The 15,652-nt window shown below is 65.1% G+C and carries 12 protein-coding genes and 1 pseudogene; 2 read left to right on the top strand and 11 right to left on the bottom strand.

Annotated features, from left to right (window positions below):
- Positions 1 to 230: 230 nt before the first annotated feature.
- The 9 genes from BW991_RS09690 to BW991_RS09650 all read right to left on the bottom strand — a co-directional run bounded on the left by BW991_RS09690 (position 231) and on the right by BW991_RS09650 (position 10,201).
- Positions 231 to 1,721, bottom strand: coding sequence for an aldehyde dehydrogenase (locus tag BW991_RS09690; protein WP_076602004.1), 1,491 nt, complete (start codon positions 1,719 to 1,721; stop codon positions 231 to 233).
- Between the two features lie 288 nt (positions 1,722 to 2,009).
- Positions 2,010 to 3,146: a porin gene (locus tag BW991_RS09685; RefSeq protein ID WP_076601888.1), complete on the bottom strand. Its 1,137-nt coding sequence runs from the start codon at positions 3,144 to 3,146 to the stop codon at positions 2,010 to 2,012.
- A gap of 362 nt (positions 3,147 to 3,508) precedes the next feature.
- Positions 3,509 to 3,931: a universal stress protein gene (locus tag BW991_RS09680; RefSeq protein ID WP_076601887.1), complete on the bottom strand. Its 423-nt coding sequence runs from the start codon at positions 3,929 to 3,931 to the stop codon at positions 3,509 to 3,511.
- Positions 3,932 to 3,973: 42 nt separating this feature from the next.
- Positions 3,974 to 4,834: a shikimate dehydrogenase gene (locus BW991_RS09675; protein WP_076601886.1), complete on the bottom strand. Its 861-nt coding sequence runs from the start codon at positions 4,832 to 4,834 to the stop codon at positions 3,974 to 3,976.
- 118 nt (positions 4,835 to 4,952) lie between these two features.
- Positions 4,953 to 5,909 (bottom strand): tripartite tricarboxylate transporter substrate-binding protein, encoded by a 957-nt coding sequence (locus BW991_RS09670; RefSeq protein WP_076601885.1) that lies wholly within the window; start codon positions 5,907 to 5,909, stop codon positions 4,953 to 4,955.
- Between the two features lie 113 nt (positions 5,910 to 6,022).
- The gene (locus BW991_RS09665; RefSeq protein WP_076601884.1) at positions 6,023 to 7,042 is read right to left on the bottom strand and encodes a TRAP transporter substrate-binding protein; all 1,020 of its coding nucleotides are present in this window, start codon (positions 7,040 to 7,042) and stop codon (positions 6,023 to 6,025) included.
- A gap of 99 nt (positions 7,043 to 7,141) precedes the next feature.
- Positions 7,142 to 8,422 carry a TRAP transporter large permease subunit gene (locus BW991_RS09660; RefSeq protein WP_076601883.1) on the bottom strand — a complete coding sequence of 427 codons (1,281 nt, stop codon included), beginning with the start codon at positions 8,420 to 8,422 and terminating at the stop codon, positions 7,142 to 7,144.
- Positions 8,423 to 8,438: 16 nt separating this feature from the next.
- Entirely contained in the window at positions 8,439 to 9,041 is a 603-nt protein-coding gene (locus BW991_RS09655; protein ID WP_076601882.1) for a TRAP transporter small permease, read from the bottom strand.
- 278 nt (positions 9,042 to 9,319) lie between these two features.
- A complete protein-coding gene (locus BW991_RS09650; protein WP_139335911.1) occupies positions 9,320 to 10,201 on the bottom strand; it encodes a DMT family transporter in 882 nt (293 codons plus the stop codon).
- Between the two features lie 437 nt (positions 10,202 to 10,638).
- Between BW991_RS09650 and BW991_RS09645 the strand changes: the two genes are divergently transcribed.
- Positions 10,639 to 11,550 carry a ketopantoate reductase family protein gene (locus BW991_RS09645; protein ID WP_076601881.1) on the top strand — a complete coding sequence of 304 codons (912 nt, stop codon included), beginning with the start codon at positions 10,639 to 10,641 and terminating at the stop codon, positions 11,548 to 11,550.
- A gap of 84 nt (positions 11,551 to 11,634) precedes the next feature.
- On the opposite strand, the gene BW991_RS09640 is transcribed toward BW991_RS09645, so the two are convergent.
- Together BW991_RS09640 and BW991_RS09635 are read right to left on the bottom strand one after the other, a co-directional pair.
- Positions 11,635 to 13,035 carry an MFS transporter gene (locus BW991_RS09640; RefSeq protein WP_076601880.1) on the bottom strand — a complete coding sequence of 467 codons (1,401 nt, stop codon included), beginning with the start codon at positions 13,033 to 13,035 and terminating at the stop codon, positions 11,635 to 11,637.
- 132 nt (positions 13,036 to 13,167) lie between these two features.
- Positions 13,168 to 15,210: a helicase-related protein gene (locus BW991_RS09635; protein WP_084205030.1), complete on the bottom strand. Its 2,043-nt coding sequence runs from the start codon at positions 15,208 to 15,210 to the stop codon at positions 13,168 to 13,170.
- Positions 15,211 to 15,436: 226 nt separating this feature from the next.
- Here BW991_RS09635 and BW991_RS09630 point away from each other — a divergent pair.
- Positions 15,437 to 15,643: pseudogene (locus BW991_RS09630) on the top strand (tautomerase family protein); the annotation flags it as partial.
- Positions 15,644 to 15,652 lie beyond the last annotated feature (9 nt).

The following is a 15,652-nucleotide window of genomic DNA, read 5'->3' as shown; positions in this document are numbered from 1 at the left end:
GCGACGGCGCGCGGGAAACACCGGCTCTCGTCGGGCCGCCGCGCGGAGCGCAACAGTAGCAGATTGCGCGCCCCGCTTTCGCCCTATTTCGCGCCCGCCGCGGCCCGCGCGCGGGGCAAAAAAAAAACAGGCTCCGCAACCGCGAAGCCTGCCAAGGGAATGACGGGGGCGGCGTCCGCCGCAGCCCAAACGAAAGACGGCGGCCGCCCTCCCCGTCGGGAGAGTCGGTATCAGCGACGGATGAACGGGTTCGGCACGTCGAGATCGGTCGAGATCCACACGCACTTGGTCTCGAGGTATTCCTTGATCGCGTCGGCACCGGACTCGCGGCCGATGCCCGAGCGCTTGTAGCCGCCGAAGGGCGAGGTGAAGCTGGTCGCGCGGTAGTTGTTCACCCACACGGTGCCGGCCTTGAGCTTGTCGGTGACGTACATCGCGCGATGCAGGCTCTTGGTCCACACGGCGCCGGCGAGGCCGTACAGCACGTCGTTGCCGATGCGCACGGCGTCTTCCTCGTCCTTGAACGGGATCACGCACAGCACCGGGCCGAACACCTCTTCCTGCGCGATGCGCATCTTGTTGTTCACGCCGGTGAAAATCGTCGGCTCGACGAACTGGCCCGCGCCGAGGTCGGGGCGCGACTTGCCGCCGAGCACGCACTTCGCGCCCTCGTCCTTGGCGATCTGGATGTAGCTCATGATCTTGTCGAACTGCGGGCGGGTCGCGATCGGGCCGACCTGGGTGTCGAGCTGCGACGGGTCGCCGATCTTCGCGGTGCTGACGAACTCGACCAGGCGCCGCACGACTTCGTCGTGGATGCTTTCCTGCACCAGCAGGCGCGAGCCGGCCTGGCAGGTCTGGCCGGAAGCGGCGAACACGCCCGACACGATGCCCTTCACGGCCTGATCGAGATCCGCGTCGTCGAAGACGATGTTGGGCGACTTGCCGCCGAGTTCCAGCGTGACGGTCTTCAGGCCGCGCGCGGCCGCTTCGTAGATCTTCTGGCCGGCGATCTCGCCACCGGTGAAGCCGATGTGGGCGGTATCGGGATGCTCGACGAGGGGCGCGCCGACTTCATGGCCGAAGCCTGTGACGACGTTGACGACGCCCGGCGGGAAGCCGGCCTGCGCGAAGAGCTTGGCGAACTCGATCGCCGAAGCCGAGGTGAATTCGGACGGCTTGATGACGACCGTGCAACCGGCCGCGAGCGCCGGCGCGAGCTTCCAGCTCGTCAGCGTCAGCGGCGAGTTCCACGGCGTGATGATCACGACCACGCCCTTGGCCTCGTACTTCGTGTAGCAGAACACGCCCTTCTTGTCGGTCGGGATCACGTGGCTTTCGATCTTGTCGGCGAGACCCGCGTAGTAGTGGAAGTAGTCGCCCAAGTACTTCACCTGCGCGACGACCTCGGCGGCGAGCTTGCCGTTGTCACGGCGCTCGATCTCGGCGAGATGCTCGGCGTTGGCGACGATCAGGTCGGCCAGCTTGCGCATCAGCTTGCCGCGCTGGCTCGCAGTCAGCGACGGCCATTCACCCTGCTCGAAGGCAGCGTGCGCGGCGGCGACCGCGGCATCGGCATCCGCCTTGCCGCCCCGGCCAATCAGCGCCCAGGCTTCGCCGCTATAGGGATTCTCGGTCGGGAAGTACTCACCGGACGCGGGCGGCACCTCGGCACCGTTGATGTACTGGCCGTATTTGGGGAGGGAATCGAGATTCGACATCGTGAGCTCCGTAAAGGAATTCCAAAGCGGCGCGCGGCCGGTGCAGCGGGTGCCGGAGATGTCTTGCACGCTCCGTCTCGTTGCACTAAACAAAACATGGTTCTATTTTAACCAAAGACTCGGCGAATTCAAGAACATTTTTAGAACAAAATTCTGTTCTCGCGCGTGAGCTCTCCGGGCGCCCCAAATGCGCATCGCGCGGCAAAAAAAAAACGGCAAGACCCGTGTCTCGCCGCTCCTTTGCAGACCAGGGACGACACGCGGCCGCCCCCGGAAAGAATCGCCCGATCAGAAATTGTGGGCCATGCCGACCACGATGCCGCTCTGCTTCTCCGCGGCGATCGTCCAGTCGTTGAGCGCGGGGTTGCTCGACGTCGGGTTCACACGCGCCGGGCTGCCGCCGAGGTTGTAGGCGCCGGCGTCGTCGTTCTTCAGGTTGGTGTAGAGCGCATAGACCTGGGTGCGCTTCGACAACGCATAGTTGTAGCCGACGGTGTACATGCGCGCACCGCTGTCGTCACGGCCGGCGTCGCCCTTCCAGTCATAGGCCTTGCCGTAGAAGGCGCCGACGGTGTGTGCACCGGTCGTGTACTTCGCGAGCAGGTGCCAGTAGTTGCGCGTGCGGCTGTCGCCCGACTGGTTGATGTTCTTCAGCTCGTCACGCTCGACCAGTCCGGCGAAGTAGAACGGCCCAGCTTGATAACCGGCAGTAATGAAATTCGAGTAGCCGTCCTCGTAGAAGTTCTTCGACTGCGCTTCCATGCGGCGCTGCTGCAGGTGCCCCCACGCTGCCTTGAGCGGACCGTTCTCGTACACCACGTTGGCCGAGAACATGCGCGAACCGTCGTCGCCCAGCTGCTCCTCGCCGCCGTTGTCCGACGGGCCGAAGGAGTACCACAGCTTGGCGCTCAGGCCGCCGAATTTCGGCGATTCGTAGCTGACCGCGTTCGGCAGGCGCTCGTCGAAACCGCCGGTGGCCGCGCTGGAGCCGTTGGCCCACAGGGTTGCGTCGTTCGACGTTCCGGTGAACAGCTGGAAGTAGTTACCCGAGATCCCGTGCAGGTCGTCGTACGGATGGTAGAAATTACCGGCCTTGACAGTGCCGTAGTCGTTCTTCAGGCCGACGAAGGTTTCGCGGCCGGCGAGCTTGTTCGAACCACCGGTGGAACCGTCGTCGAGCGCGACGCCCGATTCGATCTGGAAGAACGCCTTCAGGCCGCTGCCGAGCGCTTCTTCGCCGCGAAAACCGATGCGCGAGGTGTTGTTCTTGAGGAACTGGGTGGTTTCCTGACCCGACTTGCGGATCTGCTCGAACGAGACGTGTGCGCGGCCGTAGATCGTGACGCTGGTTTCCTGGGCCGATGCGACCTGGGTGGCGCCGGCGCCGAGCGCTGCGAGCACGGCGATAGTGACTTGCTTCTTCATCGTGTTCCTTCCTTCGGTTTGGTATTCCGTATCCGCAAGCCGGCGGCCCGCGCCGCTCCTGGTGCAAACACCTGCGACTCCCGCTGGCAGTCCGTGCTGGCTTGCTGTGCCTTGTCTTGTACCTGGCGGCTCATTTCCGGGGCAGAAGTCCGGTGCCGCAAAGTCGGTCCTGATCTGGCGTCAGGTCGCGCTAGGTTCTCGTCGTGGTCGTCACCCTCCCCGTTCCTCCTCTGGCCTTGCGTGCTTATGTGATCCTGAGCGGTTCATCGCCGATTGACAGGCTTACAATAAAACACATTTCTACCTGCAACAACTTCTTTTTAGAACTACAGTCTGTCTGTTGCAACTTTGCGACCTGAATCCTAGCGCAGCACCAGTACCGGAATACGGCAGCCGTTGATCAGCAACGTGGTCTCGCTGCCCAGCAGCAGGCCCGACAGGCCTGTGCGCGCGTGCGAGGCCATGCAGATCAGGTCGCAGCCGCGCTGCTGCGCCGCCGCCATGATCTCCTCATGTGGCGATGTGCCGCTGACGTAGAAGCATTCCGCCTCCACGCCCTGCTCGTGCGCCTCGTGGGAAATCACCGCGAGGAACTCCGCCGCGGCATCTTCCTGAACGTGGTCGCCGGCAATTGCGAGACCCGCGCCCGCGGGCGCATGCGCGGGAAGAACCACGGAAAGCCCCGTGACCTTCGCGCCCACGGCTTTGGCGAGCGCGACGCCGTGCCGGATCGCCATCCGCGATAGCTCCGATCCGTCGGTCGGCAGCAGGATGTTCTTGTACATAATGGATACCTCGATTGATCCAGTGAGTGTCGGGTAGATTGATCAGGCGCCCATCGACGCGAAATGCCGCAGCATGCGCTCGGCATCGGGTTCCAGCCCGGTGAAGTGGCGGAAGGCATCGACCGCCTGGAACACCGCCATGCCGCCGCCGTTCAGCGTGCGGCAGCCCTTGGCCGCGGCCACGCGCAGCAGTTCGGTTTCGAGCGGGAAATACACGATCTCGGCCACCCAGTGGCGCGACTGCAGCAGTTCCGCGGGCAGCGGCATGCCGGGGAACTTCGCCATGCCGGTGGGCGTGGCGTGGATGAGGCCGTCCGCCTCGTCCATGGCCGCGGCCAGGTCGGTGCACGCGGCCGCACGGCCGGCACCGAATGCGTCGCACAGGCTGGCGGCGAGCGTCTCGGCGCGCACGGGGTCCGAATCGCGCACGTACAGCTTGCCGACGCCCTGCTGCAGGGCCGCATGCGCCACCGCGGCGCCCGCGCCGCCCGCTCCGAGCTGCACAACGACGTCGCGCTTGGCATCGGGCAGGCCGCGCCGGAAGCTCTCGCCGAATCCGCTGCAGTCGGTGTTGTAGCCGATGCGCCGCCCCTCGCGCAGGACCACCGTGTTCACGGCATTCAAGGCCCGGGCGTCGTCGGAGAGTTCGTCGAGCAGCGGAATCACCGCCTGCTTGAAGGGAAAGGTGATGTTCAGGCCGCAGAAGCCCATGCGTTCGGCGGCAGTCAGGAGTTCGGGCAGATCGTCGACGGTGAGGCCGAGGATCTCCGTGTCGATCTTCTTGTACATGTAGCGCACGCCCTGCTCGTCGCCTTCGCGCTCGTGCATGGGCGGCGTGCGCGAGGCCTGGATGCCGGAACCGATCAGGCCACAGAGGAAGGATTGTTTCGCGTTTGCACTCATTGTCGCTTGCTCCTTTCGCGGCATTCCCTGCGGACCGGTCGGTCGCATCACCGCTGCTGCTATTGAATTGATGTTCGATCGGCGGACGGACCGCTGCCCCGGCAAGCCGCCCTGCCTGTCACTGCTTCAGGGCTTTGCTCCAGCGTTCCACGTCCGCGGCAAGGCGCGCGCGCAGTGCCTTCGGGGTCGCGTCGTCCGCTTTGGCAGGGGTCGCACCGAGATCCTTCAGCGCCTCGACCAGTGCCGGGTCCTGCAGGGCCTGCCGCAAGGCGGTCGAGAGACGCTCGATGAGCTCGGGCGACGTACCCTTGGGGGCATACAGGCCGTGCCACACGACGAGTTCGACGCCGGGCAGGCCCGCCTCCGCGAGCGTCGGCACGTCGGGCAGCGCGGCCACTCGTTCGGCCGTCGTTACGCCGAAGGCCTGCACTTCGCCGCTCCTGATGCGCTCGAGCGTATGCGTGGTCTGGTCGCACATGAGGTCGATGTGCCCGTCGCTCAGCATCGCATTCATCGCACTCGCGGTGCCGGGGTGCGTCAGCGTCGGCAGATCCTTGCCCGCCGCGCGCGCGAACAGCACGCTGCACAGGTGGGACGCCGATCCCGCCCCGGCATGGCCGATGGCGAGCTTGCGCCGCCCCGTCTCCATCTGCGTGCGCAGTTCGGCGATGTTGTGGGCGCGCAGATCGCGGCGTGCGATGAGCGTCATCGGCACGTCGGCGATCAGTCCGACGGGTTCGAAATCCTTCTGCGGATCGTAGGGCAGCTTGGCGTTGAGTGCGGGCGCCGCGGCGTGACCGACGTTGGCGAGCAGCAACACCTTGCCGTCAGGGCGGGCACGCTGCACCTCGCGCGTTCCGACCGAGCCGCCCCCGCCGCCGATGTTCTTCACCGACACGCGCTCGCCCAGCGCTCGCCCGAAGGCGGCGACGAAGGGCTGCGCCAGCTTGTCGGTGGGGCCGCCGGCGACGAACGGCACGACGAGCGTGAGCTTGGGATCCGGCTGCGCAGCGCTCGCCACGACCGGCAGGACGGCGGCAAGCACCGCAACAAGACGCATCACGAATGGCACCATCCCAAACTCCTCGCTCGATATCAGCTTCATTAATGGTGATCGCGCCGCCCGGTATGGCACATCACCGTAGATGTGGCCGCACCAGGCGACTTATTGCGCGAAAGCGACGCGCCTTACTTGGCGCCGCGCACCTTCGCGACTTCCGCGTACACTTCCTTGACGAAGGGTTCGCCCAGTTCCTTCGTGTACTTCTCGATCACGGGCTTGACCTTCTCGCGCATCTTGGCCATTTCCTCAGGCGCGAGCTCGGTGACCTGCATCTTCTTCTTCAGGTGCTCGAGCGCCTCGGCGTTCTTCTTCGCCGACACCTGACGCTCGAAGTCGCGCGCCTCGTTGGCCGATTCCTGGATGATCTTCTGCTCGGCCGGGGTCAGCTTTTCCCAGGCCTTCTTGCTCATGATGATGATCTGCGGGTTGTATTGGTGACGGGTCAGGGTCAGGAACTTCTGCACCTCGTCGAACTTCATCACCGGAATGGTCACGAGCGGGTTCGTCGCGCCATCGACGGCGCCCTGCTCCAGCGCGTTATAGACTTCGGGGAACGGCAGCGGCGTCGCGTTCGCGCCCAGCGCGTTCATCATGTCGACGTACACCGGGGTCTGGATCACGCGAATTTTGAGACCCGACAGGTCCTCGACCTTCTTGACCGGGCGCTTGTTGTTCGAGATGTGGCGGAAGCCCAGTTCCGGGTAGGCCAAGCCGACGATGCCCTTCTCCGGCAGCTTGTCCATCAGCTTCTTGCCGATGGGGCCGTCCATGATGGCGTGCGCTTCCTTCTCGTTGTCGAACAGGAAGGGGAAGTCGAGGACGGAGAATTCCTTCGCGAGGCCGTTCAGCAGGCTGGCGTTCATCTGCGACAGTTCGACCGTGCCGCCCTGCAGCGAGGACACGACCTGCAGGTCGCCGCCCAGCGCGCCGCCGCCGAAAATCTTCACGGTCAGGCTGCCGCCGCTCTTTTCCTTCACCAGCGCAGCGAACTTCTCGACGCCGTCATACTGCGCCGTGCCCGGATTGGTCTGCATCGCCAGCTTCAGGTCGCGCGCCGCGGCATCCGCCGAAAACATGACACCCGTCGACAGCACCGCAACCGAGCCGAGGACACCCGCCACCAGTTTCTTCATTTGAGTCTTCATTTTGTCTCCTAGTCCTGCGTGCGAAAGAAAGACTTCCTGTTTCAAAGCGCGGAAGCTGCGCTCATCCGGGGAGCCCGGCGTCCACCGGGCCCGTGTTCATCAGCTTGCGAACCACTTCGCCGGACCGGTGACGAGCACCGGGAACATCACCAGCGAGAAGAGCACGGCCAGCTGCGCGATGAGGAAGGGCCACACGCCGCGCATGAGGTCGCTGATGCTGATCTTGCCGACGCCGGCGACGACGTTGAGCACCGTGCCCACCGGCGGCGTGATCAGGCCGATCGCGTTGTTCATGATGAACAGCACGCCGAAGTAGATCGGGTCGATGCCGGCCTGCTTCACCACCGGCATCAGCACCGGCGTCAGGATCAGGATGGTCGGCGTCATGTCCATCGCGGTGCCGACGGCGACCACGACCAGCATGATCACGATCAGCAGCAGCGTCGGGTTGTCCATGAAGGGCTCGAGCAGCGCGATGAGCTCGCCCGGCAGGTCGGCGACCGTGATCAGCCATGCCGACACCATCGCGGCGGCGACTAGGAACATCACCACCGCCGTGGTCGTCGCGGCCTGCACGAACACCGCATAGACGTCCTTCGGCTTCAGTTCCTTGTAGACGAACACCGCGATGATCAGCGAATAAACCGCAGCCACCACCGCCGCCTCGGTCGGCGTGAACACACCGAACTTCAGGCCGACGATGATGATCACCGGCAGCATCATCGCCCACGCGCCGTCGATCATCGTCGCGACGATTTCCTTCGCCGACTTGCGCGGCATGGGCTTGACGTTCTCCTGACGGGCAACGATCCACCAGGCGATGGCAAGGCCGATACCCATCATCACGCCGGGGAAAATACCGGCGAGGAAGAGCTTGGAGATCGACAGGCCGCTCGCGACGCCGAAGATCACGAAACCGATGCTGGGCGGGATGATCGGGGCGATGATTCCGCCCGCAGCGATCAGGCCGCAGGAGCGCTCCTTGTTGTGCCCGGCCGCGGTCATCATCGGCACGAGCAGCGCAGCCAGCGCGGCCGAATCCGCAACCGCCGAACCCGACAGCGAAGCCAGGAGGCAGGACGCCAGGATCGCGACATAGCCGAGGCCGCCATGCACGTGGCCGACCATCGCGAGCGCGATATTGACGATGCGCTTCGACAGGCCGCCCGCGTTCATGATCTCGCCGGCGAGCAGGAAGAAGGGCACGGCCATCAGCGGAAAGCTGTCGGCGCCGTTGATCACGTTCTGCGCGATGATCTGCGCGTCGAACATGTCGAGGTGGTACATCAGGGCAACACCGCAGATCAGCAGCGCGAAGGCGATGGGAACGCCCAGCGCCATCGCGCCGAGCAGGGATCCGAGGAAGATCGTAATGGTCATGATGGGGTTCCCTGTCTCAGTGCTTGCCGCCCGCCACCGCACGCAGCGCAGGCTCGCCCTGGGTGTCGGCGTGTTCGCCGTGGATTTCCTCGGATTCCTTGACCTGCACGAGTTCGTGCTCGGCCAGCTTGCAGAACAGCGCGCGATAGAGGTTGTGCAGGGTGATCAGCCCGCCCGTGATCGCGAACACGACCCCGATGCCGTAGAACCAGCCCATGGACCAGCCGGAAGTCGGCGCCTTCACGTCGAGGTTGATGACCGTCTGATCCCAGCTGCCGACCAGCAACAGCCAGCAGACGTAGGCGACCAGCGCCTGCCCGATGATCAGGCACACGCGTTTGCCCAGCGGCGACAGGCGCATCACGAACGCGTCCACGCCGAGGTGCCCGTGCTCGCGCATCGCGACCAGGGCGCCGAGGAAGGTCATCCACACGAAAAACCAGCGCGACACTTCCTCGGAGACCGAGATGCCGCTGTTGAACGCATAGCGCAGGAACACGTTCCCGAACACCAGCACGACCATGATTGCCAGACACAGCGCAGTCACGAACTTCAGGAACCGAAAGTACCCGTCCACGATTTTCGTGACGACGGATACGGGACTATCAGGCGAACTCATCGACTTCTCCTCCAGGACATCGTGTGCAAACTGTCATCCAACGTCGCGCTTTCCGTCGGGATGCCTTCGGCCTCTTCGGGACCGTTCGGACTTGCTGCCTTGTTCTTGAGACGCGCGTACATCGCGTAGGCTGACTTTCAGCAACTATAGAACGTAATTCTGTTGTACGCAACTTCTATTCAGAATCCTGTTCTTAAAATTAAGCACCCTTATAAAAAGGAACCCGCACGAGCGGGTTCTAAGCGCATTCGCTGCGCGAGGAGAAACACCTTGAAACCTCAGCTTCGCCTGGCGGCCACCAGATGATAGATCGACAGCAGCAGCCCGCTGCTCGCGATCACCGCGATGCCCAACCAGGTGACCACGTCCGGCAAAGCCCCGAACACAAGGAATCCGAGCAGCGCCGCCCACACCAGCTGGGTGTAGCCGTACGGCCCGAGCGCCGCCGCGCTGGAACATTCCAGCGCCTTGGTGATGATGTAGTGCGCGAGTCCGCCGACGAGTCCGGCGAGCACGAGCACGCCCCATTGTTCCGCGGTGGGCCACTGCCACACGAAAGGCATCAACGGCGCGAGAACGAGCACCCCGACCAATCCGGTGTAGAGGTTGGTCGTCACGGGATGCTCCGCACTGTGGAAGGAGCGCGTCACCATCTGGTACACGGCATTGCAGCAGGCCGTGCCGACCGGGAACAGGATCGCCCAGGTCAACAGCCCTCCGCCCGGACGCACGATGATCAGCACGCCCGCGAAGCCGAGCATCACCGCGAACCAGTCGACCGGCTTGATGCGCTCGCCCAGCACCGGCCCCGAAAGCAGCGTGATGATCAGCGGTGCAAGAAAGAGGACGGCCGTCGTCTCGGTGAGCGGCAGACGCGACAGCCCGTTGATCACGAACAGGCTCGCGCCGAGCAGGCACATGCCGCGAAGCGCCTGCAGCCGCGGATTGGAGGTGCGCAGGATGCGCCCCTTCATCGTCGGCACGAAGAGGATCGCGATGGCGATCGTCTGCACCGCATAGCGCACCCAGATCACTTCGGTGAGCGGCAGGCGGTGCGACAGATACTTGATCAGCGTGTCGAGCGCGGCAAAGCACAGGCAGGCCAGACACATCAGCAAGGGGCCGAGCACGCGCGTGCGGTAAACATGCGTATCGGTCACGCGTGCGTCCCCGGCCACGTCAGGCGCTGCGGAACATGTCGATGACGGGGCCGACGTCCGGCCGCAAACCCGAACCGCTCGGGCTCGCCGATCGCGGCATAACGGTCGGTCATGGCGTCTCCTTGTTGTCTGGATTCACGATTTGTAACCGGCACAACTTTAAAACACGATTCTGCTGCACGCAACACTTTTCCTCATTCAAAAAAGCGCCGCGCGGCAAGGCGGGAGTCGGCTCCGGCAGCCGCTGCCAGGCCTGATCCCCCGCATCCACCGCACGCGCCGATGCAGCTTTCGCCACGGACCCCGCTAGCGTCTCGCCACGAACAGTCGGTTCGTGCCCCCCGCACGGCATGGAGCTAACATGTCCACCTTGCCGCGGAGCGCCGTCCCACGGGCGCGCGTTCCGCGACCGCCACCGACACAACGGAGAGATGCTCATGAGGATTGCAGTGATGGGAGCCGGCGCGGTCGGCTGCTACTACGGCGGCATGCTCGCGCGCGCCGGCCACGAGGTTGTCCTGGTCGGGCGCCCGATGCACGTGGACGCCGTGACGCGCGACGGACTCCTCCTCGACACGCGCGACTTCCAGGAACGCGTGCCGGTGCGGGCCAGCACCGGCGCGGAGGGCGTGCGCGGCGCGCAGCTCGTGCTGTGCTGCGTGAAGTCGACCGACACTGCAGACGCCGCCATCGCGATGGCGCCGCACCTGGCCCCCGAGGCGATCGTGCTGAGCCTGCAGAACGGCGTCGACAATGCCGAACGGCTGCAGGCGCTGCTGGGCCGCGAGGTCGGCGCCGCGGTGGTCTATGTCGCCACCGAGATGGCAGGCCCGGGCCACGTGAAGCACCACGGCCGGGGCGAACTCGTGATCGGCCCGTCGGACGCATCCGGCCGCCTCGTCGAGCTCTTTACCACGGCCGGAATACCCGTCGAAGTTTCCGACAACGTCGTCGGCGCCCTGTGGGCCAAGCTGATCCTCAACTGCGCGTACAACGCCCTGTCGGCGATCACGCAGCTACCCTACGGCCGGCTCGTTGCCGGGGATGCCGTCGAGGACGTCATGCGCGACGCCGTGCAGGAATGCCTCGACCTGGCGTGGGCGGAGGGCATCACGGTGCCCGGCGACTGCTGGGCAGCGGTACAGCGGATCGCGCAGACGATGCCGTCGCAGTTCTCCTCCACGGCGCAGGATCTCGCACGCGGCAAGCGCAGCGAAATCGACCACCTGAACGGCTTCGTACTGCGCCGCGGCAAGGCGCTGGGCGTCGCGACGCCGGTCAACCGCGTGCTGTACAGCCTGGTGAAGCTGCTCGAAGAACGGGCAGCGGAGAGCACGACGCCGGTTTGAGGCCCCGTCCGGCGCTGCACACTCCGCCCCGCTTCGACGAAAAAGGGGAGACCGCAACGGCCTCCCCCGGAATCGGACAACCCCTTACGCAGCCTGCCTGGCGGCCGCGAGGCTTTGCGCGGAGAGCTGATCGTATTCGTCCTTGTCCATCGGCACTGCATCCGGCTGGCCAAGGTCGTTCAGGTGCACCCGGTAGGTTTCGCGCGCGCTCCACGCGGCCAGCGCCGCCACCACCGTCACCGCGAGAGTGATGCTGCCGACCACCATCGGGATGTTGGTCGATCCCGGAGGCGCGACCGCGGCGAAGACCATCGGCAGCATCGCCGTGACGAGCGTGCCGAGGTTCTGCGAGATCGCCATTGCGGAAACGCGGGTACGCGTCGGGAAGAGCTCGGGATAGAAGCTCGGATACACCGCGTTGTAACCCTGATAAACCACGCCCCACATCAGCAGGGACATCGCGATCGCGAGCGGCACGTTATGGATGCTGATCGCGTAGAGGTAGCCAAAGGACAGCAGCCCGGAGGCCAGTGCTCCAAAGATGATCGGCGGGCGGCGGCCGACGCGGTCGGAGAGCTTGCCGACGAACGGGATCACGATCACCGCGAGGCAGTTGCCGAGGACCGGAATCCACAGGTACACGTCCTTGTCGAAGCGGATTCCGTAGCCCGCCTGCACCGCGTAGGCCGCGCCGAACACGGTCGTGACCACCGGAATGACATTCATCAGCGCCATGCACACCACGCGCAGCATGTCCCGCCAGCTATTCGTGATCGCCTGGATGACCGGTGCCTTGGGCACTTCTCCGTGCTCGCTCTCCTCCGCGAAGGCCGGCGTTTCCTTGACCTCGCGGCGGATGTAGTAGCCGGCGACGATGACGATGAAGCTCAACAGGAAGGGAATCCGCCAACCCCAGGAGTTGAAATCCTCCGTCGGCAGATAATGCGCGAGCGGCAGGAACACGGCGGCGGCAAGCACCTGCCCCGCCTGCACGCCCTGCAGCGTGAAGCTCGCGTAATAGCCGCGGCGACCGAAAGGCGCATGCTCGAGGATCATCGAACTCGCGCCCGAGATCTCGCCCGCGACCGCGAAACCCTGGATCAGGCGCAGCACGACCAGCAGCGCCGGGGCGAGGAGACCGACCTGCTCGTAGGTCGGCAGCAAACCCACGGCCACCGTCGAGATGCCCATCAGGAACATGCACAACAGCAGGACCTGCTTGCGGCCGTGGGTGTCGCCCCAGTGGCCGAGGAAGAAAGCGCCGATCGGCCTGGCGACGTAACCGACACCATAGGTGGCAAGCGACGCGACGATCGCGACCTTGGGATCCGCGGCCGGGAAGAAGATCTGCGGGAAGATCAGCGATGCGGCCGTCGCGTAGATGAAGAAGTCGTAATACTCCAGCACCGAGCCGATCCAGCCGCTGGCCGTCGCCTTCTTCGTCTGGTGTTCTCCGTGGGGTTCGTGTTCCGTGATGCTGGCCATCGGGATCTCCACTCTCGATCATGAAAGGCGGACCGGGATCCGCCGCGAATGAGCGAATAATAGAACTTTATTGCATGCAGCGCAACTTAACTATAGAATCATGTTCTATTGTGCACTGCAGCTAAGAAGAAATCACCGCCCATTGCGGCGGCCAGCCGATTGACGCTGCGCTGCACCATCCCTGCGAGGCTTGCCCCGGCCGCTGTTCCGGCTTCTCGAATCGCGCCGCCGCCCATGCTGGCGCGCGAGCATCTCGTCGACCGTCTCCGACATGCTGCGCGCGAGCGCGACGGCTACCTCCGCATCGGGGTAATAGTCCGACAGGCGATAGCCCAGCCACGCGTACGCGGAGTACTTCTTGCAGGTATCCTCGGCCGCCTGCAGCGCATAGCGCCCGGTACCCACCGGTTCGATCGAGAGGTGCGACGTACGCTCCTTCGACAATGCACGTGCCCATTCCTGCCACGCCTGATTGAGCGATTCGACGCGCGTCGACACCGGCACGAGCGACAGCGTGAAGCGATGTTCCAGCGACAGCGGCAGCGCGTCCAGCCAGCGCGCTCGTTCGATCTGCTCGGTCATGTCACCCGGCAGGAAGAAATCGTCGGTGAGGTCGATGTTGCGCGAGAACAGTTCGAGCAGGCGCGCGAGCGAGCGCTCGCCGGTCGCAGCCGAGATGCTCTTCAGGTGGTGCAGCGAGGGCGTCACGTAGAAGCCCCGGCTCGACAACGGCTCGGCAGCCGTACGCATCAGGCGGCCGACGATGCGGTGCGTATGGTCGTCGAAGCCCGCGACGAGGCCCGCCTCGTGCAGGCCGAAGCGCCCTGCCCGCCCGGCGATCTGGTGCGTGAGCCAAGGCGGCAGAATGTCCTCGGAGATACCGTCGAACTTCTTTGCGGTGGAGAACACGACGCGCGCCACCGGGAGGTTGAGGCCCATGCCGATTGCGTCGGTCGCAACGACGATGTCGGCCTCGCCGTCGCGGAAACGCTGCGCCTGCGCTCGTCGCACCTCCGGCGAGAGGTTGCCGTAGATCGTCGCGACGCGGAACCCGGCCTCCGCGATATTGGTGGCCCAGTTCAGCACGTCGCGGCGCGAGAACGCGATCACCGCGTCGCCGCGGCGCAGCTTCCCGATACTGCTCACCGGACGCGGCGCCATTTCCAGCGGCGATTTGCGTTCCAGCGTGCGCACCTCCAGCTCGCAGCCGAGGCGCTCTGCAAGTGCCTCCACCGCCGGGCGCGCCGACAGCGCGCCGAGCAGGAACACCGTCTTCGCAGCGGCCCCGCACACCGCGGCGGTCCACGCCGAGCCGCGTTCGAGGTCTTCCAGCATCTGGATCTCGTCGATCACCGCGACCTCGACCGGGCGCGACGTATCGAGCATCTCGATGGTGCTCGCGACGTGGGTCGCGCCGGGGGTGATGCGCCGCTCCTCGCCGGTCACGAGGCTCACCGCGACGCCGCGATCGGCGAGGCGCTCGTAGTTTTCCAGCGCCAACAGGCGCAGCGGCGCCAGGTACACGCCGGTCGCTGCCTGCGCCAGCGCCTCCATCGCCTGATGCGTCTTGCCGGAATTCGTCGGCCCGAGGATCGCGACGAAGCGGCGCCGCATCATGAACGCCGTCTCGAAGGATTCCGGATAGCGCGTCAGCTTGACCGTATCGCGCGCAGCCTCCGCGAGCGTCTCCGTCCGGCGGCGCACGGCCGCCTCGGCGAGCCGGTCCTCGACGATGCGAAAGCGCCGGCTCGCCAGTTCCTTGCCGGTTTCCAGCGCACTCAGGAAGCGCGCACCGTCCAGCCCTTCGGCCTGGGCCCGTTTCAGCACGCCGGTGACGAAGGCGCGCACGTCGGCCTCGAACTCGGCCACCGATGCCATGTGCAGCCGCTCGCGCACCAGCGCGAGATGCTTCTCCTCGGGCAGCTTGCGCCACTTCTGCACCCGTGCCAGCACGCAGCGCTCCGGCACGAGCCGGAAGGGATAACGCCGCCCGCCGGCCTCGACCTCGCCGGCCACCTCGATCGCGACCGCCCCCTCGTTGTGCACGAGGCGCGCATTGAAGCTCTGCAGCCAGAGATGAAGTTCGCGCGCGACGTCCAGCAGTTCGTCGTCGCTCTCGGCATCGTCCTCCGCGGGCACGACGGCCTCGGGATCGATGAAGAAGTTCTCTTCCAATTAATGTGTTCCGGACAACAAAGAGTGGAGGGTCTCACGCCTCGACCAGATAGGGATACCCCATCGATCGATCTTGCACGGCTCGACGCTCACGGGCGGGCGGGAAGCACGAAACACCAACTCAACCATCCCTCGTCGAGATACATCACATCATATTAATTCACTTTACGTGATTTTATCCCGCCGTTAACCTGCCCACCGTACCGACCCCACGCAGCGGAAGACCCACATGCCTTACGTAAATATCAAGATCACCCGCGAAGGCGCCACCCCAGATCAGAAAGCCGAACTGATCAGCGGCGTCACACGCTTGCTGCAGAACGTCCTCGGCAAGAATCCCCAGACCACGGTCGTGGTCATCGACGAGGTCGACACGGACAACTGGGGAATCGGCGGCGAGACTGTGACCGTCCGCCGCAAGCGCGGGCAATAGAGAAACGGT

This window comes from Aromatoleum tolulyticum (assembly GCF_900156155.1).
Taxonomy (GTDB): Bacteria; Pseudomonadota; Gammaproteobacteria; order Burkholderiales; family Rhodocyclaceae; genus Aromatoleum; species Aromatoleum tolulyticum.
This window is presented reverse-complemented; position numbering and strand designations above follow the sequence as displayed.

Bases quoted from the DNA above. Each gene is read 5' to 3' on its own strand.
- BW991_RS09660 (WP_076601883.1), bottom strand. From the start codon at position 8,422: ATGACCATTACGATCTTCCTCGGATCCCTGCTCGGCGCGATGGCGCTG.
- BW991_RS09640 (WP_076601880.1), bottom strand. From the start codon at position 13,035: ATGGCCAGCATCACGGAACACGAACCCCACGGAGAACACCAGACGAAG.
- BW991_RS09645 (WP_076601881.1), top strand. From the start codon at position 10,639: ATGAGGATTGCAGTGATGGGAGCCGGCGCGGTCGGCTGCTACTACGGC.
- BW991_RS09670 (WP_076601885.1), bottom strand. From the start codon at position 5,909: ATGGTGCCATTCGTGATGCGTCTTGTTGCGGTGCTTGCCGCCGTCCTG.
- BW991_RS09665 (WP_076601884.1), bottom strand. From the start codon at position 7,042: ATGAAGACTCAAATGAAGAAACTGGTGGCGGGTGTCCTCGGCTCGGTT.
- BW991_RS09690 (WP_076602004.1), bottom strand. From the start codon at position 1,721: ATGTCGAATCTCGATTCCCTCCCCAAATACGGCCAGTACATCAACGGT.
- BW991_RS09655 (WP_076601882.1), bottom strand. From the start codon at position 9,041: ATGAGTTCGCCTGATAGTCCCGTATCCGTCGTCACGAAAATCGTGGAC.
- BW991_RS09685 (WP_076601888.1), bottom strand. From the start codon at position 3,146: ATGAAGAAGCAAGTCACTATCGCCGTGCTCGCAGCGCTCGGCGCCGGC.
- BW991_RS09680 (WP_076601887.1), bottom strand. From the start codon at position 3,931: ATGTACAAGAACATCCTGCTGCCGACCGACGGATCGGAGCTATCGCGG.
- BW991_RS09675 (WP_076601886.1), bottom strand. From the start codon at position 4,834: ATGAGTGCAAACGCGAAACAATCCTTCCTCTGTGGCCTGATCGGTTCC.